Here is a 24,214-nt window from a genome sequence, read left to right on the forward strand (position 1 = left end):
AAACCTTATTATTCGACACCTTTTGACCACTGCGACCTAAGACACTTATAACCAAACTACATCCCCTTAAAACATATATCGGATCATCCCACTCCAGCTCAGGTAATCCAGGAAGAACCCCGCTACAAAACGACCAAGTACAATGGCCAACAGCAAGTGCAGCAGCCTTCCCTGAGGACTCTTGGGATATCTTATGACCAAATCGAGCTTAAGGTTCTGCAATGCCCACCAAGATAATACAACACTGAGCAAAGATACAATCATTGAGACCATACTGCTGGTTCCAACTGCGCTAGACAACCCACCCGACAATATATCCTCCATGCTAACCCTCCGTGTTCGTATTACTCGGAAATCGACTCTTATATCATACTTGTGAAGGGCAAAAGAATCCAGTACTTTTACAAATTTTTAAACAATTCAACGCCATTATCCAAAATAATGAAGAAATTTTAACCTTTTTTCAATAGATTACTATAATAAAAAGCAGTCAAACCCTAAGGCTTGACTGCTTTTATCCTACTGTTGTCCTTTTCCTGTGGACACTTTAATCCGTGTAACAGCGCGTTGCAGCGCCAATTCCGCACGGCGGTGATCGATATCATCTTGTTTGCTCCGAGTCTGGAGACGGCGTTGAGCCCGTTCTCTAGCCGCTTCGGCGCGCTCAACATCGATATCTGTTGGCAGCTCGGCACTTTCAGCCAGCACGGTTACTTTGTCCTTATGCACTTCAACGAACCCGCCATGAACAGCGATGGAGATCGTAACACCGTCCGATTTGACGGATAACGGAGCAACCTGAAGTGGAGTCACAAGCGGAATGTGTCCCGGCAAAATACCCAACTCGCCTTCGACCCCTCTCACAATCAAGCTATTCACTTGCTTGGAGTAAACGAGATGCTCCGGCGTGACAATTTCCAACAAAAAGGTATTCACTTCCATTCCTCCTTAAAGCTTTACATTGTAAAGCTCGCTTCGAAAGCATGCACTAAGCTTTACGAAGTAAAGCTTGCATCGAAAGCATTAGCTAAGCTCAGGTTACATCGATTTCGCTTTTTCTACTGCTTCTTCAATCGTACCTACAAATAGGAAAGCTGCTTCTGGAAGATCATCATGCTTACCATCCAGGATTTCCTTAAAGCTGCGTACAGTTTCTTTGATTGGTACATATTTACCCTTAAAGCCAGTGAACTGTTCAGCCACGTGGAATGGCTGCGACAGGAAGCGTTCAACTTTACGAGCACGAGCTACGATAACCTTATCATCCTCACTCAATTCATCCATACCCAAGATGGCAATGATGTCTTGAAGCTCGGTATAACGTTGCAGCAATTGTTTAACACCTTGTGCCACGTTGTAATGTTCTTCACCAACAATTTCTGGAGCGAGCAAACGCGAGCTGGAAGCCAGTGGGTCAACCGCTGGGAAAATCCCCTTCTCGGAAATTTTACGCTCAAGGTTAGTTGTTGCATCCAAGTGAGCAAACGCTGTAGCCGGAGCAGGGTCAGTGTAGTCATCCGCCGGTACGTAGATTGCTTGAATCGATGTAACTGAACCTTTTTTAGTCGATGTGATACGCTCTTGCAGCTGGCCCATTTCAGTAGCCAGAGTCGGCTGATAACCAACCGCAGATGGCATACGGCCGAGAAGAGCGGACACTTCGGAACCCGCTTGGGTAAAGCGGAATATATTATCGATAAAGAGCAGCGTATCGCGACCTTCCACATCACGGAAATATTCCGCCATGGTCAAACCGGTCAAAGCTACACGAAGACGTGCACCTGGAGGCTCGTTCATTTGTCCGAAGACCATTGCTGTCTTCTTAATAACGCCGGAATCCGTCATTTCGTGATAAAGGTCATTACCTTCACGAGTACGTTCACCGACACCTGCGAATACGGAAATACCACCGTGCTCTTGGGCAATGTTATTAATCAATTCTTGGATTGTTACTGTTTTACCTACGCCGGCACCGCCGAAGAGGCCGACTTTACCACCCTTAGCATAAGGTGCGAGCAAGTCGATAACTTTAATACCTGTTTCCAAGATTTCCGCTTGTGTTGACAATTCGTCAAATGTTGGTGCGAGACGGTGAATCGGGTTCTTTTTCTCAGCAAGAACTTCACCAGCGTTATCAATTGGATTACCAAGTACGTTAAATACACGGCCTAATGTCGCTTCCCCTACAGGAACCGAAATTGGACCTCCTTGATCGATTGCATCCAGTCCACGAACCAGACCATCAGTAGAAGACATCGCGATACAACGTACCAGATTGTCTCCCAAGTGATTGGAAACCTCAAGTGTTAGGTTAAGCTGACGACCATTGTCCAAGACGGTTTCAATTTTGATAGCGTTGAAAATCTCGGGCAACTGGCCGCGTTCAAATTCAATATCGACAACCGGACCCATAATGCTTACAACGCGTCCTTTGTTCATCTTCTTTTCCCTCCTCGAAAGCTGTTACATCAAGAAGAAACGACGTTGTCGTCATATAAAGATGACAACCGTTTCTCGTAGAAATATAAGCATTTTGTATAGTGTAAAACCATACTTTCTTATATTTTAAGAAGAACTTACAGTGCCGTTCTTAAGGAGCTATGCACCCTAAGCAAGCGACACTGTTTCTCGTAAAATACAAGACAAGTTAAGCACTTAGTTTAACTTTTCTTGTATTTTAAGACTGCGCGTTCGCTCCGGCCACGATCTCGGTAATTTCCTGCGTAATTGCCGCCTGACGGGCACGGTTGTACGTAAGGGTAAGTTCTCCGATCATTTTCGACGCGTTCTTCGTTGCACTGCCCATAGCTGTCATTTTCGCACCCAGCTCACTGGCCTTGCCATCCAGAATAGCGCTATAAATCAAAGTTTCAGCGTACTTTGGAAGCAATACTTCTAGCACGCCTTCCGGTGAAGGTTCATATTCGTAGTTTGCAGAAGCTTCATGATGCTCTTGATTCCCTACTCCATCCATAGGCAACAGTCGCTCAACGGTTGGGATCTGGGTGATAGCATTGACGAATTGATTGTAACAAACATACAACTCATCATACGTACCATCTACAAACTGCTGTACTGCCGAATTCGCGATAGACTTGATGTCAGCAAACTTCGGCGCATCCGACAGCTCAGTAACTTCCTGTACAATCGGATATTCACGGCGACGTAGAAAGTCACGGCCCTTACGACCAATAACAAACAATGCGTACTCATCTTTGGACTTATGCTTCTCCGCGATGAGCATTGTCACCTTACGCAAAATATTAGCGTTGTAACCACCTGCAAGCCCTCTATCAGAGGTAACGATTAGATAACCAGTCTTCTTCACAGGGCGGCTAACCAGCATAGGGTGTTGAACACCTTCTGTGCCAGCCGCAATGCTCGATACAACCTCTTTTAGCTTCTCAGCATAAGGACGGGCGGCAATTGCCTTCTCCTGAGCTTTTCTCAGCTTGGATGCGGCTACCATTTCCATCGCTTTTGTGATCTGTCTTGTGTTTTGAACACTCTTAATTTGACGTTTAATATCACGCATGCTTCTTGCCATGATTTCACCACCTTAGAGCTTTGACGGAGTCAAAGCTAACTTCGTAAGCATTCTCTTAACTTTGACGAAGTCAAAGCTACTTCATAAGCACAGCCTGAGCTTCGGCAGAGCCAAAGCTCACTTAGTAAAATCCGTTAAAGTCTATCTATATTAGCTAGTAGCGAAACCTCTTTTAAAGGTATCAATCGCTGCTTTAAGAGCGGCTTCGTTATCAGCTGTCAAATCTTTTGTATCCCTGATGGATTGAGCTACATCAGCAGCACTGCTATCCATGTAAGCAAGGAATTCCTTTTCAAAACGTTTTACGTCTTTAACTGGAATATCATCCAAATATCCTTTTACAGCTGTGTACAAGCTAAGCACTTGATGCTCAACAGACAACGGCTGATTCACACCTTGTTTCAGAACTTCCATCATACGTGCCCCGCGATTCAGACGGGCAAGTGTAGATTTATCAAGATCTGAGCCGAACTGTGAGAAGGCTTGAAGTTCGCGATATTGGGCAAGATCCAGACGGAGCGAGCCGGCTACCTTCTTCATCGCTTTGATTTGAGCGGAGCCCCCTACACGGGAAACGGAGATACCGACGTTGATCGCCGGACGTTGACCAGAGTAGAACAGATCGGATTCAAGGAAGATTTGGCCATCTGTAATCGAGATTACGTTCGTAGGAATGTAAGCTGATACGTCAGATGCCTGTGTTTCGATAAATGGAAGTGCGGTTAATGAACCACCACCGAGCTCGTCACTAAGCTTAGCTGCACGCTCCAAAAGACGGGAGTGCAAATAGAATACGTCACCCGGGAATGCTTCACGACCCGGTGGACGACGAAGCAGCAAGGACAATTCGCGATAAGCCGAAGCTTGTTTCGAAAGGTCATCGTAAATGATCAGTACGTGCTCGCCCTTGTACATGAAGTATTCGCCCATTGCGCAACCTGCGTATGGAGCAATGTACAACAATGGGGACGGCTCGGAAGCCGATGCAGTTACAACGATTGTATATTCCAAAGCGCCATGACGGCGAAGAGTTTCTACAACCTGTGCTACTGTGGATTGCTTTTGACCAATGGCAACATAAATACATTTCATGCCGTTGCCTTTTTGGTTGATAATCGCGTCAATTGCGATTGCAGTCTTACCTGTTTGACGGTCACCAATGATAAGTTCGCGTTGTCCACGACCGATTGGTACCATCGCATCAATGGCTTTAAGACCTGTTTGCATCGGTTCATGTACCGATTTACGATCGATAACACCTGGTGCATTATTTTCTACAGGACGGAATTCAGTTGTAGCAATTGGGCCTTTGCCGTCAAGCGGCATACCAAGTGCGTTAACTACACGACCGAGCAGAGCTTCACCAACAGGAACTTGCATAATTTGTCCTGTACGTTTTACTTGATCGCCTTCACGAATTTCCTTGTACTCACCCAGAATAACAACACCGACGTTGCTTTCTTCCAGATTGAGCGCCATGCCCACTACTCCGTTGGAGAACTCTAGCAATTCGCCTGCCATTGCGTTTTCCAGACCGTAGACACGGGCGATACCGTCGCCGACTTGAATGACGGTGCCGACTTCGGCAACTTCGATATCGGCTTTATATTCCTCAATTTGACTTTTGATCAAAGTGCTGATCTCTTCAGGTCTGATGCCCAATATCCTCACCCCTATCTTCTATGCTTATCATTAAAGGATTTCTCGAGACGCTCCAATTTGTTAGACAGACTGCCGTCATACAGCGTATCGCCGATATAAACTTTCAGTCCTCCCAACAGGCTTGGGTCCACCACATTCGTAATCCGGATTTTACGGTTTACGAGTTGGCCGAATTCTGCAGCTACAGCTGCTTTTTCTTCTTCACTTAAAGAATAAACAGAGTATACCTTAGCATCACCAATGCCAAGAGCGTCTCCTTCAATCTTGATATACGTATCCAGCAGATCGGCAAAAATATCGGTTCTGCCTCGCTCTACTAACAATTCTACAATGTTCATCACGATGGGAGAGAGCTTATCTTGAAGCGCTGTGCGCAGCACTTTCAGCTTGTCGGACTCCGAGATGCGCGGTGCAAGAATAAACCGCTTTATCTCTTGGTCGGAATGTAATAATCCAACCACTGCCTTGAGCTCTTCTTCTACTTCAAGGGTAATCCCTTTCTCTACCGCTGCACTGTACAATGCTCTAGCGTAGCGCTTGGCAACTACCGTATCGCGGCTCATGATTGGCCTCCTACCTCTTTGAGGTATTGGTTCACAAGTTGCTCCTGCTCGCCGTTAGCACTAACTTCTTTCTTAAGAAGTTTAGAAGCAATACGAACAGATGCCGTTCCAATTTCGCTGCGCAACTCTTCCACTGCTTTGTTCTTTTCGTTCTCGATATCGCGCACGGCCTCTTCTTTGACACGTGCTGCATCTGCTTTGGCTTGTGCCAAAGTTTGTTCTACCTGTAGATTGCTTGTGATTTGCGATTGTTGAATAATCTGTTGAGCTTCCTGGCGTGCACTGTTCAGCGCTTGCTTCTGCTCTTCCACATACGCGACCGCTTGTTCTCTAGTCTTCGCAGCTTCGTCCATTTGCTGCATTACCAGCTCACGGCGTTTCTCCATAACTGCAAAAAGTTTGCTGAACGCATACTTGCTAAGCAAGAAATATAAAATCCCAAAGGCGACAATTGAAAATACTATGTTTGTCCAAACAATATCCACTGAGGTCACTCCCTTCCGTTACCGCGTCATGCGGACGTATACAAAAGTAAGGCGCGGATGGCATCGGCCGTCCCCGCCAAACCGTAACTACGGTTTATTAAGTAAACATAATCAGGAATGCGATAACTGTTGCTGCCAACGGAATAACTTCGACGATACCTACACCAATAAACATTGTTGTTTGCAAAGCATTTTTCGCTTCTGGTTGACGAGCGATGGACTCAACTGTTCTACTAACGATCATACCGTTACCAAGACCTGCGCCAAGTGCACCCAATCCAACCGCTATTGCTGCTGCTAAAAATTCCATTTGTAAATATCCTCCTTTAATTTCGGTTCATATTTGTGTTTAATGATATAAGATATCTCCCACGAAGGAAAATCAGACGATAGCCGTTCTCTTCGCAGCAGTTCATTAATGTGCTTCTTCTTCGTGAATCGTCATCTGTGCGATATAAACCATCGTCAGAATCGTAAAGATAAACGCTTGTAGTGCCCCGACGAAAATACTGAAGCCCTGCCATACAGCCAGGAACGGAATACTGAGAATCCCCAGCTTCAAAATGACTGTAATCAGTACTTCTCCGGCGAAAATGTTAGCGAATAGACGAATAGCCAACGCTACAGGTTTTGCCAGGTTTTCGATAATGTTCAGTGGCAAAAAGATTGGAAACGGCTCGATGTAGTGTTTGAAATAATGTTTGCCGTTGAGCTTAATGCCCAGAAAGTTCATCAGTACAAATACTATGATTGCCAATCCTGCAGTGACGTTAATGTCAGCAGTTGGCGACTTGTACCATAAAATTTCTGCATGCTCACCATTCGCCAAGTTCTTAGTTGCTTCAATCACGTGGCCAAACACTGTTACAGGTCCATGCGCCTCAGTTACAACGGAGAAAGGCAATCCAAGTAGATTGGAAACAAAGATAAACAGAATCAATGTCAACCCTAAAGATATGTAAGGTTTTCCTTTCTTCAGATCCATGGCACTGCTTATGACACCCTCTACAAATTCCACAACCCATTCCATGAAGTTCTGAAGCTTGGATGGATTTTCAACGGAAAGCTTACGAACCGAAAGCATAACCAGAACAAACACCACTGTACAACTGATCAGAAGCATCAACACGGCGGATAAATCTATCGGTATTCCCCCGACAAATATTTTCGGCATGTCATGCATAGTATCATCCCCCTTTCTCTTTAATCTGGTTAAAGCTTATTCTTCACACTCAGATATATCCCCGCAGGAATGGCGAGAAGCTGAGGAATGAATACGCCCGAAACAGTTGCTACCAGGGAGAAATGCTCAATCTTGACCGAGAACATGGTGACCAAAATTGCGAAGCTAATCCGTGTAACAAAACCGAGGCTGAAGGCATTCCCTTCGTTGCTCGCAATCGACTGCGTAACCCGTCGAACCTTGACGGCCAGATAACGAAAGTTTACCAATCCCGCCACCAGACCCAGAGTCATGCCCAGTGTAATTGCCCGGGTCTCATGATGAAGCACCCAGCCCATTAAGAGTCCTGCCATAAGGACGAGCGTAACTCTAGTGACGGTATTGATCATGGGAGTCATATTATCCATTCTGCTCCCCCAAAAATTTTTTAATTAACAAGGCGACATTCACAATTCCCAGAATCATTCCAGTTATAGTGCCAATGGCGAGCCAATATTTCGGCCCCTCCATCAGGTCTTTCAGCCATCTTGCCGCAAAAAAACCAATAAGAATGTAAGCGGCAAGCAAAGTGCCTGCACTTCCAATGACAAGCGCGGTCTGTAACAAGCTGTCCTTGCTATTTTGTTCTTTCATGGGCTACAATCCCAACTAATTTTACTGAATTTCCTGAGTCTTTGTCAATTCATTGAACATTGCCTAAAAACCCTTGAAAACATGAAAATAATCACAGCAAAACGTTCCAAAACCATATAAACCGTACAGTTTCACTGTATGTTGATTTTAATCAGATCAGATATTAGTTTAATTGAAATTATTTATTTTTTGTGAACATTCTGTGAAACTCTTCAGGACGTTCCTTATTAACACCAAAATGGTGCAAAATCGCATTGACAATCCGTTGGGAAGCCTTGCCATCTCCATACGGGTTGGCGGCCCGACTCATCGACTGATAGAGCTCATTATCAGTCAAAAGAGCATGTGTCCGTTGATACACCTTCTCCTCGTCCGTGCCCACAAGTTCCAGCGTTCCAGCCTCTATCCCTTCGGGACGCTCCGTTGTATCACGAAGCACAAGAACAGGCACTCCATAAGAAGGAGCTTCCTCTTGCAGACCGCCGGAATCGGTCAATATCAAGTGGGTATGCGGATAAAAATTATGCAGGTCCACGACATCCAGCGGATCAATCAGCTTAATTCTCGGATGTCCTCCCAGTATCTCATGCGCAGGTTCCTTAACGGCAGGACTCGGATGCACAGGGTAAACAATGGCGACATCTTCGAATTCATCAGCGATTCTTTTAATAGCTCGGAAGATATTACGATGCGGTTCACCTTGAGATTCTCTGCGGTGAGCGGTCATCAAAATAAGTCTTTTTCCTGAAGCAAAATCCAAAACAGGATGCCGGTAATCCGGCTGTACGGTATATTGAAACACATCAGTTACGGTGTTGCCTGTGATATAAATACTTGATTCTTTTTTGTTCTCGTGTCTCAGATTGTTAGCTGACAAATCGGTTGGAGCGAAATGCAGATCAGCTAACACACCTGTGAGTTGACGGTTCATTTCTTCAGGATACGGAGACAATTTGTTCCATGTCCTAAGTCCTGCTTCTACGTGCCCAACCTGAATTTGCTGCAGGAAGGAAGCGTAACTAGCTAAAAACGTTGTTAAGGTGTCCCCATGCACCAGCACGAGGTCAGGTTTAACTTCTTTCAGTACAGGTTCCAAACCTTCAAGCACACGAATAGTAATCTCATTCAAGGTCTGACGGTCCTTCATCACGTCCAAATCGTAATCAGGGGTGATATTAAACACTTCCAACACTTGATCGAGCAGTTCTCTATGCTGTGCTGTTACACATACTATTGATTCGATATGCTCAGGATGCTTCTTCAGTTCAAGAACCAGAGGAGCCATCTTGATCGCCTCGGGGCGCACTCCGAAAATAGTCATTACTTTGATTTTGGACATAACCCCTACCCTCTCATCAAATATTCTCGCATTACTATACTTAATACTTAATTACTTATTACTTGGTTCCATAAAGACGGTCACCAGCATCACCAAGACCTGGCACGATGTAACCATGTTCATTCAAATGATCATCAAGCGCTGCTACATAAATATCAACATCCGGATGAGCTTCCTGAACTGCAGCAACACCTTCTGGCGCTGCAATCAAGTTCATCATTTTGATCTGTGTACAGCCACGGTTCTTCAGTGAGGTAATCGCAGCAATTGCGGATCCGCCTGTAGCAAGCATCGGATCAATTACTATCAATTCACGTTCCTGTACGTCCGTTGGAAGCTTGATATAATACTCCACTGGTTGAAGAGTGTCTGGATCACGGAAAAGCCCTACATGTCCTACTTTAGCCGCAGGTAGAAGCTTCAGTACACCTTCAAGCATACCTAAACCCGCACGAAGAATAGGAATAAGCCCCAGCATTCTTCCCGAAATCACTTTGCTTTCCGTCTCAGTGACCGGTGTTTGTACCGTAATGGTCTCTAGTGGAATATCACGTGTAATCTCATAAGCCATCAATGTGGCAACTTCGTCAACATGTTCTCTGAAATCCTTCGTGTTTGTTCTAACGTCGCGAATAAATGTTAGTTTGTGTTGAATTAAAGGATGATCGCAAATCACCAATTTTCCCATTTACTGTCCCTCCGGTAATTGTAAGTCTTGTCTATAGCCATAGAAAGCGCTTTGCTTCTCAGTGGCTAAATCCTGTCTATTATAGCACTCCCGCCGCTGCATTTCACCTCAGAATGGTACTTGAACTCACATTGAACATATTCCTTTGTATTTCCTTGTTTTTAAAGGTAATGATTGGCTTAATTAGGAAACCAATCACTTATAAAACCTAGATTATGTTGTGCAACTTTGGCTTTTTCATACTATTCACATTATTTTCACTAATTTTATTGAAAGTTCCATGAACTTTCATGATTAATTTCATTCAATTTCATCTATTACCTACAGTGATATTTGTGAACAATATGCAACAAAAAAGCCTCCATCAAACCCGGAAGAGGGTATGGATGGAGGCAGAATCATTTCTTATTAGAAGCAAAGATTTAGTATTTCAACTCTGGATAAAGAGGGTATTGGTCAGTCAACTCAGCCACTTGACGCGCAGATTCTGCCAAGTTTGCCTCATCCTTCGGATTCTTTAGAACATTAGCAATGATACGTCCAATAGTGACCATCGCCTGCTCGTCCATACCACGGGATGTGACTGCAGGTGTACCAATACGAATACCACTTGTTACGAAAGGACTTGTAGGATCAAATGGAATTGCGTTTTTATTCACAGTAATCCCGATGGAATCTAGTACTTTTTCCGCATCTTTTCCGGTAATGTTCAGATTACGGGTATCCAGCAGCATCAAGTGGTTATCTGTACCTCCGGATACAATGTTAACCCCTTCGCTGATCAACGTTTCTGCAAGAACATTAGCGTTCTTCACTACATTTTGAGCATAAGTCTTAAAGGATGGCTGCAATGCTTCACCAAATGCGACTGCTTTTGAAGCAATTACATGCATCAGAGGTCCACCTTGGGAACCAGGGAATACCGCTTTATCAATAGCAGCTGCCCATGGCTGTCTGCACATAATCATACCTCCGCGGGGACCGCGCAAAGTCTTATGCGTAGTAGTTGTAACGAAATGAGCATGAGGAACCGGGCTCGGATGAAGACCAGCAGCAACCAATCCTGCGATATGGGCCATATCTACCATAAATAGCGCACCCACATCATTGGCGATAGCGCCAAGTTTTTCGAAATCAATAATACGCGGATAGGCACTAGCACCAGCTACAATCATTTTTGGACGGTGTTTGAAGGCTGCTTTACGTACTTCATCATAATCAATTAGGAAAGTATCTTCTTGTACTCCATAAGCAACGAAGTTATAAAGCAATCCTGAAGCATTAACTGGGCTACCGTGTGTCAAATGACCGCCGTGAGCCAAATTCATTCCAAGAACAGTGTCGCCAGGCTTAAGCGCAGCCAGATAAACTGCCATATTTGCTTGAGCGCCGGAATGTGGTTGTACGTTGACATGATCTGCGCCAAACAATTCTTTTGCACGATCACGAGCAAGGTTCTCAACGATATCTACATCTTCACAGCCACCATAATAACGTTTACCTGGATAACCTTCTGCATATTTGTTCGTAAGCACGGAGCCCATAGCTTCCATTACGGCTTCGCTAACGATATTCTCTGAGGCAATAAGCTCAATGTTGGCACGCTGACGTTTCAGTTCCAGTTCCATCGCTTCCAGTACTGCCGGGTCACTCTTACGCAATTGTTCCATGTTCTTATTTCCTCCCTAGTGTGTGTAGATATGTTGTATTTAAGTAGAAACGATTTGCCCGCCATAAAGAGACTTAGGTCTACGTTTCTGCAAAAAATATAAAAACTAAAGTTCGTTAATCACAAAACTGTGAACCACTTTGTTCTGGAGCACGATATACCGCACGTTCACCGCCAATTAGTGGGGGTCTGGTCCATGCCGCATTCACTCTGGCTGCACCAATGTATCGCAGAGTCGGACGGAAAGGAACGGCTACCCGCCGTAAATGCATTCCTATCAGTGTCTCGCCAATATCTAAACCAGCATGAGCTTCTATCGTTTCCGCCAAAACAGGATCTTTCATAGCGTGATAAGCAGCCGTAGCCATCGAACCTCCAGCACCTCGTATAGGTACAGCTGATACTTCCTTCAGACCAAGTGACTCTAGCAGAGAGCGTTCCATGACAAGTGCACGATTTAAATGCTCGCAGCACTGATACACCGGATGAAATCCTTTTTCCGCTGCTACTAAATGAACACCTTCAAGCAGTTGTTCTGCAACTTCAAGTGCACCACCAGTTCCAATCCGGACACCAGCAACTTCACTTGTGCTCACTCCGACGACAACAATTTTGCCTGACCCAAGGTTACCAGCCTCCGCCAACTCCCTTAACACAGTGACGGTGGCTTCAGTTAATGATAGCTCCACAACTTCGTCCATCACTCTACCTCCTCAAACTTCAAACAAGCTTATTTTAAACAAAAAAGAGCAGTCCGCAGGTAGCTGCGGATTTGCTCTTTTGCCCAGGCGACCGGCCGTTTATTCCGATGCTCCATCGTGGTTTGATCCACATTTGTCGCCAGTTACATCGGAACCGATTATTTGTAACTTCATCTTAAAGCAAAGTGAACTGAAAATCAACCATTTACAAATGGCGGAAGGTTTCCAGCTTATCCAGCAAACTGAATAGCGCAGTGCGAATCTCAGCAGCAGTTAGCTCATAGTCCTCACGCGTGCCACCAAATGGATCAGAAATATCGAAGCTCGGAATACGCTGGCGAATCTCAATCATCCGCTGCAGATCCGTTGCATTCGGTTCACCACCAAGTGCTAAGCTCAACTCCGCATCTGCGTAAAGGCTGTCCAATTCCTTGATATCTTCCGTCACCGCATCTTCATCATGCACGTATTCCTTCAATGTATAGGTTTTCGTTACAGCATCTGGAAAATACTGCAGCAAATGCTGCTTATGCCCACCCGTCAAGGTCAGCACAAGGTCGGCCCAAGCGACAGCTTGACCTGTCAATTGTGACGACTCCATTGAATCATGAATTCCTTCTTCCTGCAGTATAGCTGCAGCATGTCTTGATATAGAAGTACCGGAAATGGCGGATACACCTGCAGACCGCACTTCCAGGTCGATTCCACGTTCCTTCGCGAGCTTTCGTAAAAGCCCCTCAGCCATAGGACTTCGGCATGTATTCCCGGTGCAGACGAATAAAATATGCAGCATGTTTTGCACCCCCATGAAATTAAATATTCTAATGCCGTTATTGTATCAAAAGATGAATAGCAAGCCAAACCCCAGAAGTATTGCACCGCCTAGCGCTTCTCCATAATCCCCGAGACCACGACTGACATGCCGTCCAATTAGCAACCCTAGAATCGACATTAGTCCCCCGCAAGCACCGAAGGCTAAGATGGTCAAAAGTACTCCATTCACAAACATCCCCAGTGATACACCCACGGAGAAAGAGTCAATACTGACACTGAGCGAAAGAAGTATCATCCCCCACAAGGTTCGATGATCCATAGCTCGTGAGCTTCCTGTGTCCGGACGAAAGGAGTTGTACACCATATGCCCGCCCAAAAGAACTAGAAGACCTCCAGCAGCATAAGTCGTTACTTGACCTAACAGGTGTCCGACATAACTTCCTGTCAATAAACCCAGGAGAGGCATCAGCATATGAAAAACAGCAATGAGCAGACTCATTTGCAGAATATGCAGCAGACGAATACCTTTCATCCCGATCCCTACACCGAGCGAAAAAGCATCCATCCCTAATGCAACCGCCATTATAGTAATGGTAACAATCTGCCCCCATTCGGTATATACATCTCCTAAGCCCATGCTTAACCCCCCAAGTCCGAAATATCTTGTACAACAACGATATGCGGACAAGGGGGTAATCATGACTTCATATGGGAGTCATATACGAAAAAGCAATGCCGTGGTTATCCGGCGTCGATGACAGATCCGCCGGCGGCTTTCATAAGCCGGTTCATGATTGCAGCGCCGAGGCCGGTATACGGGCAAGCCTCGGCTAAGATGTAAGTCGCTCCCGCTTCATCGAAGCGCCGCAAGGCGGCATATAGGGAGCGAGCCCCTTCCTCCGGCGAGGATAACGAGCCGAGGGAAAGAACACAGGCGGCAGGGTCGGCGGGATAAAGGGCCTTATGCTCCTCGAAGATGAGCAAGCCCGTGACCTCGCCGTTTAGCTGCGCCGCCTGAAGTTGACTAGCGGCTTCGTCCGCCACGCGTTGCGGGGAAGAGCCGCGCACTACAGCAAGCCAGCCGCGCGGCGCGTAGTGCGTGTACTTCATGCCCGGCGCGCGCGGCGCAGAAATGCCGCCAGCAGCATCCGCACCATGCTGCTCAATAGATGCGGTAGCCCTTTCGAAAGGCTCACGATTGTTAACATTCAGGCAATCCGCTGAAGATTGCGCGGTAGTTGCTTTAGCTGTGATTGGCTCAGCAGTACTGAAATCAATAAGAGAGTTTGTCGTCCCCGAATCAGCCAAGACAGTAGCGGTTGCGGTTGCGGCAGCAGTTGTCTCAGCATTACCGGACTCTGAGCTTACAGCTTCTGCTCCCACCACTGCAGCCAATTGCTCCGAAGTAATCCCGCCGGGGCGCAGCACAGCAACTTTTCCGTCAGGCTGTACCTGCACGACTGTCGACTCTAGTCCAACTCCAGCAGCACCACCATCAAGGACGCCATCAATGTATCCAGCCAAATCTTCCATCACATGCGAAGCTAATGTCGGGCTCGGGCGACCCGAACGATTAGCACTGGGCGCCGCAACCGGACAACCTGCGGCACTTATCAGCGCCAGAGCTACCGGATGATCCGGCATCCGCACACCAACCGTATCCAAACCCGCCGTCACACAAGGCGACAGTACACCTTCACGAACAGGAAGCACAACTGTCAGCGGACCAGGCCAATAAGCTGCCATCAGCGCGGCCGCCTTAGGATGCACCTCTGCAACAAGCTCGTCCAAAGCTACCGTATCCGCAATATGTACAATTAACGGATTGTCAGAGGGCCGTCCTTTTGCTGCAAAAACAGCCTCAACTGCCGACGTATTTCGGGCATCCGCTCCTAGCCCGTAGACGGTTTCGGTTGTAAAAGCCACGGTTCCGCCTTCGCGAAGCATTGTTGCTGCCTCCGCTATCGCCAGCTTGTCAGCTTCATTCGGCTGAATTACCTCAGAGTTCGTTCCCTCAACAGAATTCAACTTCCAGTATACAGTCTCATCTCTATTTCCACTCCGCCGCTGAACGGCGAATAAAGGATTATTGTGTTCATTCATTCTCATCACAGGCTTTCTAGAAGATATAATTTATCTTAGCAAAAAACGGCCCCAGTAGGGAGCCGTGATAGATCTGCTTATAAAATAGTAACATATCTAGGGTCTTACGACCATAATCCACTGATCCAGTTCCAAAGGTTTTGCAGCAGCTCCCAGACGAAGAACCGTACCTCTGGCTCAGCAGCAGTTTCTCCTGATGAAGCACTTCCTGCCGAGGAATCAGCCTGCACTGTTTTTGCAGCTGCTGATTTCACCTTAGCACTGTTATCCGCACCAGCAGCGGACACTGTTTTTGTACCTTTGTCAGCAGCAGGTGCTGCCGCATCTCCAGAGCCTGCGTCGATAAAGCAAAGCGGAGGAAACAGTACACACCACCAATTTTGTCCCTTGCCCGCACCAAGTGTGACCCGTACAGCTTCATACTCCCCAGCAGGATAGACGGTACCACCGTATAATTTGGTTGGAAAAGGGACTACGCCCAGCTCCACTTTATAGGAATATTCAATGCCCCGTTTCTCCAGCTCTGATCCAACCAACGCGTTAAGCTCCGGCAGATGATTTCTAATCAGAGCACGTGCCTGCTCCAAGCTCTGCGGATCCTCAAGAGCAGATACCCACTGGTTCATTTGCTCCACAATTTTATCGCGAATTTGCCGTTTCACCAGCTGATCTTGCGCTCCGTCAGAATTAGCTAGAATACGTAACCGGATAGATTCTTGGGGAATAGATACTTCAGCTACTGCAGCATCGGTTTTTTGACCTTCCCAAGCCATCATGAGGACCATAAAAAAACAAATTAAAATGGCAGTATACTTAAAAGTTACACGTAAGGAATCTCTTTTATCCATAAGATTATCGTTCATTTGTTGCAGCCCCTCTCCTCTTAACTCTCATGCTAGTAGTATGCCCGGAGATAAGAGACTGCAAACCTATGAATCTATTAAATTTATAACTTCAATGCCAGCTCCTTATGCAGCTGCAAATCTTCCTCTACATCCTGCCCATAAAGATGCACGCTCATCACGACCCCCATGCTGGCCATATTAATCAGAAGAGACGTGCCTCCATAACTGATAAACGGAAGTGTTATTCCTGTCAACGGCATCAGGCCGATAAAAGCTCCAACATTCTCAAGAATTTGATACAACAGCATAGCCGTAATTCCAATGATTAGAAATGGACCGCTACGCTCCTTACTCTCGAGAGCAATCAATATCATCCGATGCAGCAAAATAAAAAAGAGCAAGAGAAGCAGCGCAGATCCCACAAATCCAAACTCCTCGGCAATCTGCACGAATATCGCATCCGAATAGGTATATGGGACACGATTATTCTGCACAGAGCTGCCCTGCATATATCCCTCTCCACTCATTCCCCCGGAGGCTATAGCTAATTTGGCATTTTTCGTGTGATAGCTTGCCTTATCTGTCGCTAAATCAGGTACCAGCCAAGGGTCAAACCGCTCCACTAAATGATCCTTACCAATGCCTTCAAAAAAATTGACTGCCTCATCATGATAGTTTATGTAGCTCAAAATCCCAGCAAGGCCGATCCCACCCACTATAAGCAAACCGATGAGCGCATGCGACAGTTTGATATTCCCAATCCATAAAAGTCCAATTAATATTACGATGTAGCTAAGGGCATTCCCCAAATCATTTTGCATAATCACTATACCAAATGGAATGAACGTAAGAATGGTGAGAGGCACAATCCCTTTCCAGAAGGTTAAGGTAGACCCTTGTTTTCGAATTAAGATCGATGATAAAAAAAGAATCAATACCAATTTAAACAGCTCGGCAGGCTGAAACCTAAGTCCACCGATCTCAAGTCCCAATTGAGCACCGTTCTCTACTTTACCAATAAAACTAACCGACACTAACAAGACTAAGCCCAAGAGATAAATATAAAGTGCATGTTTAACAAATATCTTAAAGTCCACAAAAGCGAGCACAATAAAAACTACAAAACCTAAAATATAGTATTTAAGCATTTGTAAATGAAAGCCATCCAATTTCATCGGAGGCGTTATTCTTCCATTGGTTACACTGTATATTGAAAAAATACTAATCACCATCAGCAAAATCAGAACAGTAACAATTACCTTATCAATCCTTTTGAACTTTTGAAGCATCTGCAAGCCCCTTACTCTGTTAAGGTTTCAACTCTCCTCTCTCAGGGAAAGTCGTTCCTTTCTATTGTAGAACATTCGTGAATATAATTCCAAATTTATGTAGCCAATCTATAAAATATCTTTCTATTAAAATTACACTCTGACGTGATTTTACTCTATGATCCAAACCTAACGGACTCCGTAGACTTTATTTATGGATTTATTGCTTCACGGGAACTTTTGCGGACTCCAGAGTCGTTATTACTTGCCATTTTGCAGTAAATCCAGTCTTTTTGATCAAATAACGTCTTTGCGGTCCGATACTATCCAATACGTAGTTAATATTCGAGTATAAGGGCATCTGAGTCCAAGTCAGGATACAAATACGAATACGATACAAATACAAATACGAATTGCTTCCAGCTTGCTTACCTGAAACGGCCCGTATTACGTATTACACCAATCCGACGAAGCCGTCCTCCATCAAAAAGAACCGCCAGCACCCCTATTAAACAATAAGGACCTGACGGTTCTACTTTATTTCGTGGTTACACCTGTTTGGCAGCTGCATAAGGAGTAGGTTTAGGAAAATCCTCTTCCACTTCTTGCCCGTGCAGGCGCACACTCATTACCAGCCCGATGCTGGCCATATTAATGAGCAGTGATGTACCCCCGAAGCTGATGAAAGGTAACGTAATACCAGTCAATGGCATCAAGCCGATAAATGCGCCGATATTCTCAAAAATCTGATACAACATCATCGCGACAACGCCGACAATCAGGAAAGGGCCAGCTCTATCCCTAGACTCCAGCGCAATCAGAATCATCCGGTGAATCAAAATAAAGTACAGCAGCAACACAAACGCAGAACCTACAAACCCAAACTCTTCAGCAATCTGCACAAAGATAGAATCTGAATACGTATATGGCACCCGATCCGTCTGAACGGAGCTGCCGTTCATGTAGCCTTCGCCACTCATTCCACCTGATGCAATCGCCAGCTTGGCGTTTTTAGTATGATAAAGGGCTTTGGCTGTCGCCTTGTCTGGAACAAGCCAAGGATCAAAACGTTCAATCCAGTGAGATCGTCCAATATCCGTAAGAAAGGTTTTAATTTCATCATGATAATGGATATAACTCATAATTCCCGCAATCGCAGAACTAGCCACGATGACCAGCCCGATTAATGCATGCGTGTATTTAATATTGCCAATCCACAACAGACCCGCAAGAATCACAACGTAAGACAAGGCATTCCCAAGGTCATTTTGGGTAAGGACAATAAGAAACGGAAACAAGGTCAGAAGGCCAAGCGGCACAACATCCCGCCAGAACAGAAGCTTACTCTTATTCTTGCGGACAAGCATGGCTGCCAGAAAAAGAATTAATATCAGCTTGAACAGCTCTGCAGGCTGCAGACTCAGGCCCCCCGGCAGGGTCAACCAGCCTTGCGCATTATTTTTGGTCTCGCCCAAAAAGCTGACGAGCACCAGCATCCCTATCCCAAACAAATAAATATATATCGCATATTTCACTAATATTCTGTAATCCAAAAAGGTCATTCCAATAAAAGCTACAAAACCAATAGCATAATACATCATCATACGAATATGATGTCCGTCCAGCTTCTCTCTTCCATGAGTAACGCTATATATGGCGAAGATGCTGACCACCATGAGTAATAACAGAACGACTACAATAGCACCATCAATCTTTTTAATCTTCTGAAGCACGCTCTGCCTCCCTACTCTATATCTGGGCTTTCTTTATGATCCCCTAAGAAATCCTGCTAAATTCTATTGTAAAGGAAGTCGGATTGAAAATACAATTTCTCTACTCCGGACAAAATGAACCCTCTGCATAGCAGGCAATATTATCTCGTTATGCCTAGCACATGACGCGGGATTCCAGCCAGATCATTAATGGTGATAATCTCGGTCCAATGGCCCGCTGCCGCAAGGAGTGCAGCGACTTGCTCAGCTTGACCGAAGCCAAGCTCAAAGCCGATCAGGCGCGGCGGTGCCGGGAGCAGCGTCAGCTGCTCCATCATGCGGCGGTACGGGTCCAGCCCGTCCGCTCCGCCATCCAGCGCAGTGCGCGGCTCATGGTCGCGCACCTCACGCTGCAGCCCGGCGATATCCTCGCCGGGGATGTATGGCGGGTTGGAGACGAGAATATCCGTCTCCATCCCCGCGAACGGCTCGAGCAGATCGCCGAGCCGAAAGTCCACAGCTGTGCCATTGCGCAAAGCGTTGCGCTCGGCCACAGCCAGAGCTGCCGGCGAAATATCGCCGGCGCAGACCCGCCACGCCGGCGCTTCCGCCGCCAACGTGACGGAGATCGCACCGCTGCCGGCGCCGATATCGACGGCGGCCAGCGGTCTTGCGGCGCGCACGTCCCCCGCGCCGCCTCCGTTGCGGGCCGCAGCGCCGCCCGCGCTATCCAGCGCCGCTTCGCCCGGCGTTACAACGCCGTCCGGCCAAAGCTCCGCGCCGTAACGTAAAATCGCCTCGACAAGCAGCTCCGTCTCCGGCCGCGGAATAAGCACGTCAGGCGTCACCTCAAAAGGCCGCCCGTAGAATTCTTGCTCGCCGATGATATACTGCACCGGCTCACCAGCGCCCCGGCGGGTAACTCCCGCCTCAAATGCTTCCTTAACCGCAGCTGGAAAAGGATCTGCCAGCGCCATGTAATAAGCTGCGCCAGACACTCCAAGCACATGCTCCAGCAGCAATTGTGCACTGCGCTGCGGTTCATTGCAGCCGCTCCGGCTCAAAAAAGAAGAAGCCTCCGCAAAGGCTTCCCGGATGCTTTTGACTTCCGACATGACATATACGCCATCGTTCAAAGCATTATTCTCCATTATCCATATTATCCATCAAGTCAGCTTGTTCAGCGATTGAAAGGGCTGAGATAATTTCAGTGATTTCTCCGTTCATAACCTGCTCCAAACGGTGCAGTGTCAGGCCAATACGATGGTCTGTAACCCGGCTCTGCGGGAAGTTATACGTCCGAATGCGCTCACTACGGTCACCCGTACCTACTTTGCTCTTCCGTTCACCAGCATACTTCGCTTCTTCTTCCTGCCGTTTCATATCAGAGATACGGGCACGAAGCACTTGCAGCGCTTTTTCTTTATTGGAGTTCTGTGACTTACCGTCCTGACAGGTAGCAACGATGCCTGTAGGTACATGGGTTACACGTACTGCAGACTTGGTCGTATTTACAGACTGTCCGCCTGCACCACTTGAACAGAAGGTATCCACACGAATATCTTTATCATGGATCTCGATCTCAAAAGCCTCAGCTTCCGGCATCACAGACACCGTAGAAGTAGAGGTATGAATACGACCTCCGGATTCGGTCGCTGGGATACGTTGTACGCGATGCGCACCACTTTCGTATTTCAGCTTACTGTATGCACCACGGCCGTTAATAAGGAAGATTACCTCTTTGAATCCACCAAGATCACTCGCGTTAACATCCATTAACTCAACGCGCCATCCTTGTGCATCAGCATAACGAGTGTACATCCGGTAAAGGTCTGAAGCGAACAATGCTGCTTCATCACCACCCGCTGCACCACGAATTTCAACGATTACGTTCTTATCATCATTCGGGTCTTTAGGCAGCAGCAATACGCGGATTCTCTCTTCCAGCTCCACTTGACGTTTGGAAAGGTCATCAATTTCCATCTTGACCATTTCTTTCATCTCATCATCAAGCTTTTCGCCTTGCATCTGCTTAGCAGCTTCAAGCTCTTCCATTACACTCTTATATTCAGTATACGCCTCAAATGCGGGCTGTAGGTCTGATTGTTCTTTGGAATAGTCCCTCAGTTTCTTACTGTCGTTTGCAACATCCGGATCACAAAGCAGTTCACTGAGCTTCTCATAGCGGTCCGCCAGGGATTGCAATCGGTCCAACAAGGGAATTCACCTCTCCTGATTCAATTTCAAATTCGCAAATATAACATCAAATTTGTACTGTCATAAAAATAGATATACGACTTTATATTATACCAAAGATATTGTGAAATGGCTACAGTTCCGTACGCATAATACCTTAATAAAAAGCTTATATTTTTAAAAAGGATCATCCCAGCAATAGAAACTCCCACTGCTCGAGATGACCCCTTTATCATTCGTACACTTAAACCTTCTTAAACGTTAAAACGGAAATGCATTACGTCGCCGTCTTGCACCAAATATTCTTTACCTTCAAGACGTAGTTGACCACGTTCCTTCGCACCGTTCATGGAACCAGCTGCCACAAGATCCGCGTAAGCCACTACTTCAGCACGGATAAATCCGCGTTCGAAATCTGTATGAATCACACCGGCAGCTCCAGGTGCTTTGGTGCCGCGGCGAATCGTCCACGCCCGAACTTCCTGAACGCCTGCTGTGAAATACGTATACAAGCCAAGCAGTTTATAAGCCGCTTTAATCAACCGGTTAAGGCCGGATTCTTCCAGTCCCAGCTCTTCCAGGAACATAGCTTTATCTTCGCCTTCAAGCTCAGCAATTTCTGCTTCCACCTTAGCACTGATCGGAACCACTTCTGCACCTTCAGTAGCTGCGAAATCACGAACTTGCTGTACATAAGGATTGTCCTCAGCACTTGCCACTTCATCTTCACTTACATTCGCCGCATACAGCACTGGCTTCAATGTTAACAAATGAAGATCACGGATAATAAGCTTCTCGTCATCAGACAATTCTATACTGCGTGCAGGTTTATCTTCGTAGAGCACTTCTTTGACGCGTTCTAGCAGTTCAACTTCTTGAGCGTATTTCTTGTCGCCGCCTTTGATATTCTTACGGGAACGCTCAATCCGCTTCTCAATGCTCTCAATATCAGCAAGAATCAGCTCCAGATTAATGGTCTGGATGTCGCTGATCGGATTTACTTTTCCATCAACGTGGGTAACGTTCTCATCTTCAAAACAACGAACCACATGCACGATAGCATCTACTTCACGGATATGGGCCAGGAACTTGTTTCCTAGTCCTTCTCCTTTACTCGCACCACGCACGAGACCAGCAATATCAACAAATTCAAAAGCAGTAGGTACGGTCTTGTTCGGCTGTACCAGCTCAGTCAGTTTATCAAGACGTTCATCTGGAACTTCAACAACACCAACGTTAGGGTCAATGGTACAAAAAGGGTAGTTAGCGGATTCTGCTCCCGCTTGCGTTATCGCATTAAACAATGTGGATTTTCCTACGTTAGGAAGTCCGACGATTCCAGCTTTCAAAGCCATTTATATGACAACTCCTATTTTCAGCTAAATTGATCATCCGAATAAGCTATACGATCTAAACCATTATATATTAGAACATATTCGCCAGCAACACCGGATGTCAAGCAGATGTGTCCGAACGCGCAAGCTCTAATACCTTTTTTATCGCCGGCTGGTCCAGTAATGGCTTAGATTTATCTGGATCAACCTCCACATCAGGCACAGTCTTTACCTCTTCATTACAACTTCCATCAGAATTCAGACCCATTTCAAAGGAAAACCTGAATACATAACCGCTATTTGGCAATGCAACAACAAGCGGATCTATCCCTAGTCCATCCCCACCTGTCCTGCCGCCTACAACCGTTGCAAACCCGGTGCCTTTTGCAAAGGCTGCAAGACCTTCCGCTGATGAATACACAGAGCTATCAACCAGCAAATAGATTTTCCCTTCAAATCCAACAGATTTATTAGGAGTTACTACATCATTTATTTTTCTATATGTCTTGAACATCTTTAAAGCCTCAGATGGCAGATTAGGCAGTTGCTCATCTTTGATGCCGGAAATAGGTTGTTGCCCGGCTGTGATCTGACGTGCCTGCATAAAAGTCTCCGCATATTTGCCTCTTGTATAAAGGAAGTATGTATTATATTCGATAGGTTTATTAATCAACAGAGGAACAATATGAATTCTCCAATAATTACTGTTTCCTCCCCCATTTCCGCGGATATCTAATATTAAGGTCTTATAGTCCTTTACCTCTATTAAAAAATCATGGATCTCGGAGCTGTCCATCTCCATGAGACTCCCGTCAAAGCTTTGCATGCCGAGATAAGCGATTCGATCGGGCTCTATAATGACTTTTTTTACATTCCCAGAAGTCTTTTTTGTTACATCTCCTACTCCATCTCCACCATTATGCATATCGTTATTGATATCATTAGAGTTTTGCTGCTCCGTTAAAGGTTTCTGGTTGTAACGGGCCAATACGTTAGGCTGTTGAACCACGTCGATCCAAGGTTCATAACCAAAACCTGCCTGAACATAGGTATGTAGGTACCAAGGATATTCCTCCTTGGATATAAAATTCGTATGCCCATTGTTTAATCCGCTAAGGACAAATCTCATTCGTCTCAAAAACTCATCATCCGATTTCACGGCTGCTATTTTATTGCGGTATTCCTCTTTTTTAGCAAGCCAATCCTCTCCATTGAGACGTTTATTCACCTCTAGGAAAGGATAGTTCTCCTCAATAATCTTCCACATATAATCAAAATCCTCTAGCCTTTTTTCCACTGTCAATGAAGGCAACGCTACTTTCGATTGTTCTTCAACTACAGCTGAAGAGGCTAGCGGTGCAACCGGACTTGCCTGGACTTGCTCAGACTCAGATTTCTTCTTTCCTGGTAAATCGCCACTGTTGCAGCTAACCAGTAATAGTAATACTACTGCGGAAACAACCACCCACGATACAGTCCTTGGCCTCACCTTAATCCCCCCTTTTCTCTCTT

25 protein-coding genes and 1 riboswitch are annotated in these 24,214 nt (G+C 46.0%); all 25 genes read right to left on the reverse strand.

Annotated features, from left to right (window positions below; all coding sequences use genetic code 11):
* Positions 1-66: 66 nt before the first annotated feature.
* The 25 genes from NSQ91_RS29970 to NSQ91_RS30090 all read right to left on the reverse strand — a co-directional run bounded on the left by NSQ91_RS29970 (position 67) and on the right by NSQ91_RS30090 (position 24,191).
* The gene (locus tag NSQ91_RS29970) at positions 67-324 is read right to left on the reverse strand and encodes a DUF1146 family protein (protein ID WP_036681556.1); all 258 of its coding nucleotides are present in this window, start codon (positions 322-324) and stop codon (positions 67-69) included.
* A gap of 195 nt (positions 325-519) precedes the next feature.
* The gene (locus NSQ91_RS29975; RefSeq protein ID WP_036681559.1) at positions 520-936 is read right to left on the reverse strand and encodes a F0F1 ATP synthase subunit epsilon; all 417 of its coding nucleotides are present in this window, start codon (positions 934-936) and stop codon (positions 520-522) included.
* Positions 937-1,038: 102 nt separating this feature from the next.
* Entirely contained in the window at positions 1,039-2,439 is a 1,401-nt protein-coding gene (atpD, locus tag NSQ91_RS29980; protein ID WP_036681562.1) for a F0F1 ATP synthase subunit beta, read from the reverse strand.
* A gap of 238 nt (positions 2,440-2,677) precedes the next feature.
* Complete coding sequence (atpG, locus tag NSQ91_RS29985) at positions 2,678-3,547, reverse strand: ATP synthase F1 subunit gamma (RefSeq protein WP_036681564.1); 870 nt, start codon at positions 3,545-3,547, stop codon at positions 2,678-2,680.
* Positions 3,548-3,697: 150 nt separating this feature from the next.
* Positions 3,698-5,209: a F0F1 ATP synthase subunit alpha gene (gene atpA, locus NSQ91_RS29990; protein WP_036681566.1), complete on the reverse strand. Its 1,512-nt coding sequence runs from the start codon at positions 5,207-5,209 to the stop codon at positions 3,698-3,700.
* A gap of 11 nt (positions 5,210-5,220) precedes the next feature.
* Positions 5,221-5,772, reverse strand: coding sequence for a F0F1 ATP synthase subunit delta (locus NSQ91_RS29995; RefSeq protein WP_076123928.1), 552 nt, complete (start codon positions 5,770-5,772; stop codon positions 5,221-5,223).
* On the reverse strand, positions 5,769-6,257 hold the full coding sequence (gene atpF / locus NSQ91_RS30000) for a F0F1 ATP synthase subunit B (RefSeq protein WP_076123930.1): 489 nt from the start codon (positions 6,255-6,257) through the stop codon (positions 5,769-5,771). The genes NSQ91_RS29995 and atpF overlap by 4 nt, the downstream gene beginning before the upstream one ends.
* Positions 6,258-6,354: 97 nt before the next feature.
* Entirely contained in the window at positions 6,355-6,567 is a 213-nt protein-coding gene (gene atpE, locus NSQ91_RS30005) for a F0F1 ATP synthase subunit C (RefSeq protein ID WP_036681574.1), read from the reverse strand.
* Between the two features lie 105 nt (positions 6,568-6,672).
* Positions 6,673-7,440 carry a F0F1 ATP synthase subunit A gene (gene atpB, locus NSQ91_RS30010; RefSeq protein WP_036681575.1) on the reverse strand — a complete coding sequence of 256 codons (768 nt, stop codon included), beginning with the start codon at positions 7,438-7,440 and terminating at the stop codon, positions 6,673-6,675.
* Between the two features lie 29 nt (positions 7,441-7,469).
* Positions 7,470-7,847: an ATP synthase subunit I gene (locus NSQ91_RS30015; RefSeq protein WP_036681578.1), complete on the reverse strand. Its 378-nt coding sequence runs from the start codon at positions 7,845-7,847 to the stop codon at positions 7,470-7,472.
* Positions 7,840-8,073 (reverse strand): AtpZ/AtpI family protein, encoded by a 234-nt coding sequence (locus NSQ91_RS30020; RefSeq protein WP_036681579.1) that lies wholly within the window; start codon positions 8,071-8,073, stop codon positions 7,840-7,842. The genes NSQ91_RS30015 and NSQ91_RS30020 overlap by 8 nt, the downstream gene beginning before the upstream one ends.
* A gap of 178 nt (positions 8,074-8,251) precedes the next feature.
* Entirely contained in the window at positions 8,252-9,412 is a 1,161-nt protein-coding gene (gene wecB / locus NSQ91_RS30025) for a non-hydrolyzing UDP-N-acetylglucosamine 2-epimerase (RefSeq protein WP_076123932.1), read from the reverse strand.
* Between the two features lie 58 nt (positions 9,413-9,470).
* Entirely contained in the window at positions 9,471-10,100 is a 630-nt protein-coding gene (gene upp / locus NSQ91_RS30030; RefSeq protein ID WP_036681583.1) for a uracil phosphoribosyltransferase, read from the reverse strand.
* A 422-nt stretch (positions 10,101-10,522) separates the two neighbouring features.
* Complete coding sequence (gene glyA / locus NSQ91_RS30035; RefSeq protein ID WP_038573642.1) at positions 10,523-11,770, reverse strand: serine hydroxymethyltransferase; 1,248 nt, start codon at positions 11,768-11,770, stop codon at positions 10,523-10,525.
* Positions 11,771-11,885: 115 nt separating this feature from the next.
* Positions 11,886-12,470, reverse strand: coding sequence for a TIGR01440 family protein (locus tag NSQ91_RS30040; protein WP_076192358.1), 585 nt, complete (start codon positions 12,468-12,470; stop codon positions 11,886-11,888).
* 74 nt (positions 12,471-12,544) lie between these two features.
* A riboswitch (ZMP/ZTP riboswitch) is annotated at positions 12,545-12,627 on the reverse strand.
* Between the two features lie 48 nt (positions 12,628-12,675).
* Positions 12,676-13,263: a low molecular weight protein arginine phosphatase gene (locus tag NSQ91_RS30045; RefSeq protein ID WP_036681588.1), complete on the reverse strand. Its 588-nt coding sequence runs from the start codon at positions 13,261-13,263 to the stop codon at positions 12,676-12,678.
* A gap of 45 nt (positions 13,264-13,308) precedes the next feature.
* Entirely contained in the window at positions 13,309-13,881 is a 573-nt protein-coding gene (locus NSQ91_RS30050) for a manganese efflux pump MntP (protein ID WP_076182070.1), read from the reverse strand.
* A 104-nt stretch (positions 13,882-13,985) separates the two neighbouring features.
* Positions 13,986-15,347, reverse strand: a complete 1,362-nt coding sequence (locus NSQ91_RS30055) for an L-threonylcarbamoyladenylate synthase (protein WP_340921591.1) — start codon at positions 15,345-15,347, stop codon at positions 13,986-13,988.
* Positions 15,348-15,451: 104 nt separating this feature from the next.
* Positions 15,452-16,195, reverse strand: a complete 744-nt coding sequence (spoIIR, locus tag NSQ91_RS30060; protein ID WP_076099806.1) for a stage II sporulation protein R — start codon at positions 16,193-16,195, stop codon at positions 15,452-15,454.
* Positions 16,196-16,293: 98 nt separating this feature from the next.
* The gene (locus NSQ91_RS30065; RefSeq protein ID WP_038573648.1) at positions 16,294-17,481 is read right to left on the reverse strand and encodes an FtsW/RodA/SpoVE family cell cycle protein; all 1,188 of its coding nucleotides are present in this window, start codon (positions 17,479-17,481) and stop codon (positions 16,294-16,296) included.
* A gap of 527 nt (positions 17,482-18,008) precedes the next feature.
* On the reverse strand, positions 18,009-19,193 hold the full coding sequence (locus tag NSQ91_RS30070; RefSeq protein WP_076123938.1) for an FtsW/RodA/SpoVE family cell cycle protein: 1,185 nt from the start codon (positions 19,191-19,193) through the stop codon (positions 18,009-18,011).
* 140 nt (positions 19,194-19,333) lie between these two features.
* The gene (gene prmC / locus NSQ91_RS30075) at positions 19,334-20,323 is read right to left on the reverse strand and encodes a peptide chain release factor N(5)-glutamine methyltransferase (protein WP_076307538.1); all 990 of its coding nucleotides are present in this window, start codon (positions 20,321-20,323) and stop codon (positions 19,334-19,336) included.
* Positions 20,313-21,389 carry a peptide chain release factor 1 gene (gene prfA, locus NSQ91_RS30080; protein ID WP_036681601.1) on the reverse strand — a complete coding sequence of 359 codons (1,077 nt, stop codon included), beginning with the start codon at positions 21,387-21,389 and terminating at the stop codon, positions 20,313-20,315. Before prfA ends, prmC begins: the two co-directional genes overlap by 11 nt.
* A 233-nt stretch (positions 21,390-21,622) precedes the next feature.
* Complete coding sequence (gene ychF, locus NSQ91_RS30085) at positions 21,623-22,723, reverse strand: redox-regulated ATPase YchF (protein ID WP_036681604.1); 1,101 nt, start codon at positions 22,721-22,723, stop codon at positions 21,623-21,625.
* A gap of 100 nt (positions 22,724-22,823) precedes the next feature.
* Entirely contained in the window at positions 22,824-24,191 is a 1,368-nt protein-coding gene (locus NSQ91_RS30090) for a S41 family peptidase (protein ID WP_340921083.1), read from the reverse strand.
* Positions 24,192-24,214: the final 23 nt, after the last annotated feature.

Origin of the sequence: Paenibacillus sp. FSL R7-0048 (genome assembly GCF_038004505.1) — a bacterium.
GTDB lineage: Bacteria > Bacillota > Bacilli > Paenibacillales > Paenibacillaceae > Paenibacillus_AQ > Paenibacillus_AQ odorifer.

Coding starts and splice junctions, on each gene's coding strand:
- spoIIR (WP_076099806.1), bottom strand. CDS start 16,195: ATGGATAAAAGAGATTCCTTACGTGTAACTTTTAAGTATACTGCCATT.
- NSQ91_RS30040 (WP_076192358.1), bottom strand. CDS start 12,470: ATGGACGAAGTTGTGGAGCTATCATTAACTGAAGCCACCGTCACTGTG.
- glyA (WP_038573642.1), bottom strand. CDS start 11,770: ATGGAACAATTGCGTAAGAGTGACCCGGCAGTACTGGAAGCGATGGAA.
- NSQ91_RS30015 (WP_036681578.1), bottom strand. CDS start 7,847: ATGGATAATATGACTCCCATGATCAATACCGTCACTAGAGTTACGCTC.
- wecB (WP_076123932.1), bottom strand. CDS start 9,412: ATGTCCAAAATCAAAGTAATGACTATTTTCGGAGTGCGCCCCGAGGCG.
- NSQ91_RS29995 (WP_076123928.1), bottom strand. CDS start 5,772: ATGAGCCGCGATACGGTAGTTGCCAAGCGCTACGCTAGAGCATTGTAC.
- NSQ91_RS30065 (WP_038573648.1), bottom strand. CDS start 17,481: ATGCTTCAAAAGTTCAAAAGGATTGATAAGGTAATTGTTACTGTTCTG.
- NSQ91_RS30045 (WP_036681588.1), bottom strand. CDS start 13,263: ATGCTGCATATTTTATTCGTCTGCACCGGGAATACATGCCGAAGTCCT.
- atpD (WP_036681562.1), bottom strand. CDS start 2,439: ATGAACAAAGGACGCGTTGTAAGCATTATGGGTCCGGTTGTCGATATT.
- upp (WP_036681583.1), bottom strand. CDS start 10,100: ATGGGAAAATTGGTGATTTGCGATCATCCTTTAATTCAACACAAACTA.
- atpB (WP_036681575.1), bottom strand. CDS start 7,440: ATGCATGACATGCCGAAAATATTTGTCGGGGGAATACCGATAGATTTA.
- ychF (WP_036681604.1), bottom strand. CDS start 22,723: ATGGCTTTGAAAGCTGGAATCGTCGGACTTCCTAACGTAGGAAAATCC.
- atpG (WP_036681564.1), bottom strand. CDS start 3,547: ATGGCAAGAAGCATGCGTGATATTAAACGTCAAATTAAGAGTGTTCAA.
- NSQ91_RS30020 (WP_036681579.1), bottom strand. CDS start 8,073: ATGAAAGAACAAAATAGCAAGGACAGCTTGTTACAGACCGCGCTTGTC.
- prmC (WP_076307538.1), bottom strand. CDS start 20,323: ATGGAGAATAATGCTTTGAACGATGGCGTATATGTCATGTCGGAAGTC.
- atpE (WP_036681574.1), bottom strand. CDS start 6,567: ATGGAATTTTTAGCAGCAGCAATAGCGGTTGGATTGGGTGCACTTGGC.
- NSQ91_RS30055 (WP_340921591.1), bottom strand. CDS start 15,347: ATGAATGAACACAATAATCCTTTATTCGCCGTTCAGCGGCGGAGTGGA.
- NSQ91_RS29970 (WP_036681556.1), bottom strand. CDS start 324: ATGGAGGATATATTGTCGGGTGGGTTGTCTAGCGCAGTTGGAACCAGC.
- NSQ91_RS30050 (WP_076182070.1), bottom strand. CDS start 13,881: ATGGGCTTAGGAGATGTATATACCGAATGGGGGCAGATTGTTACCATT.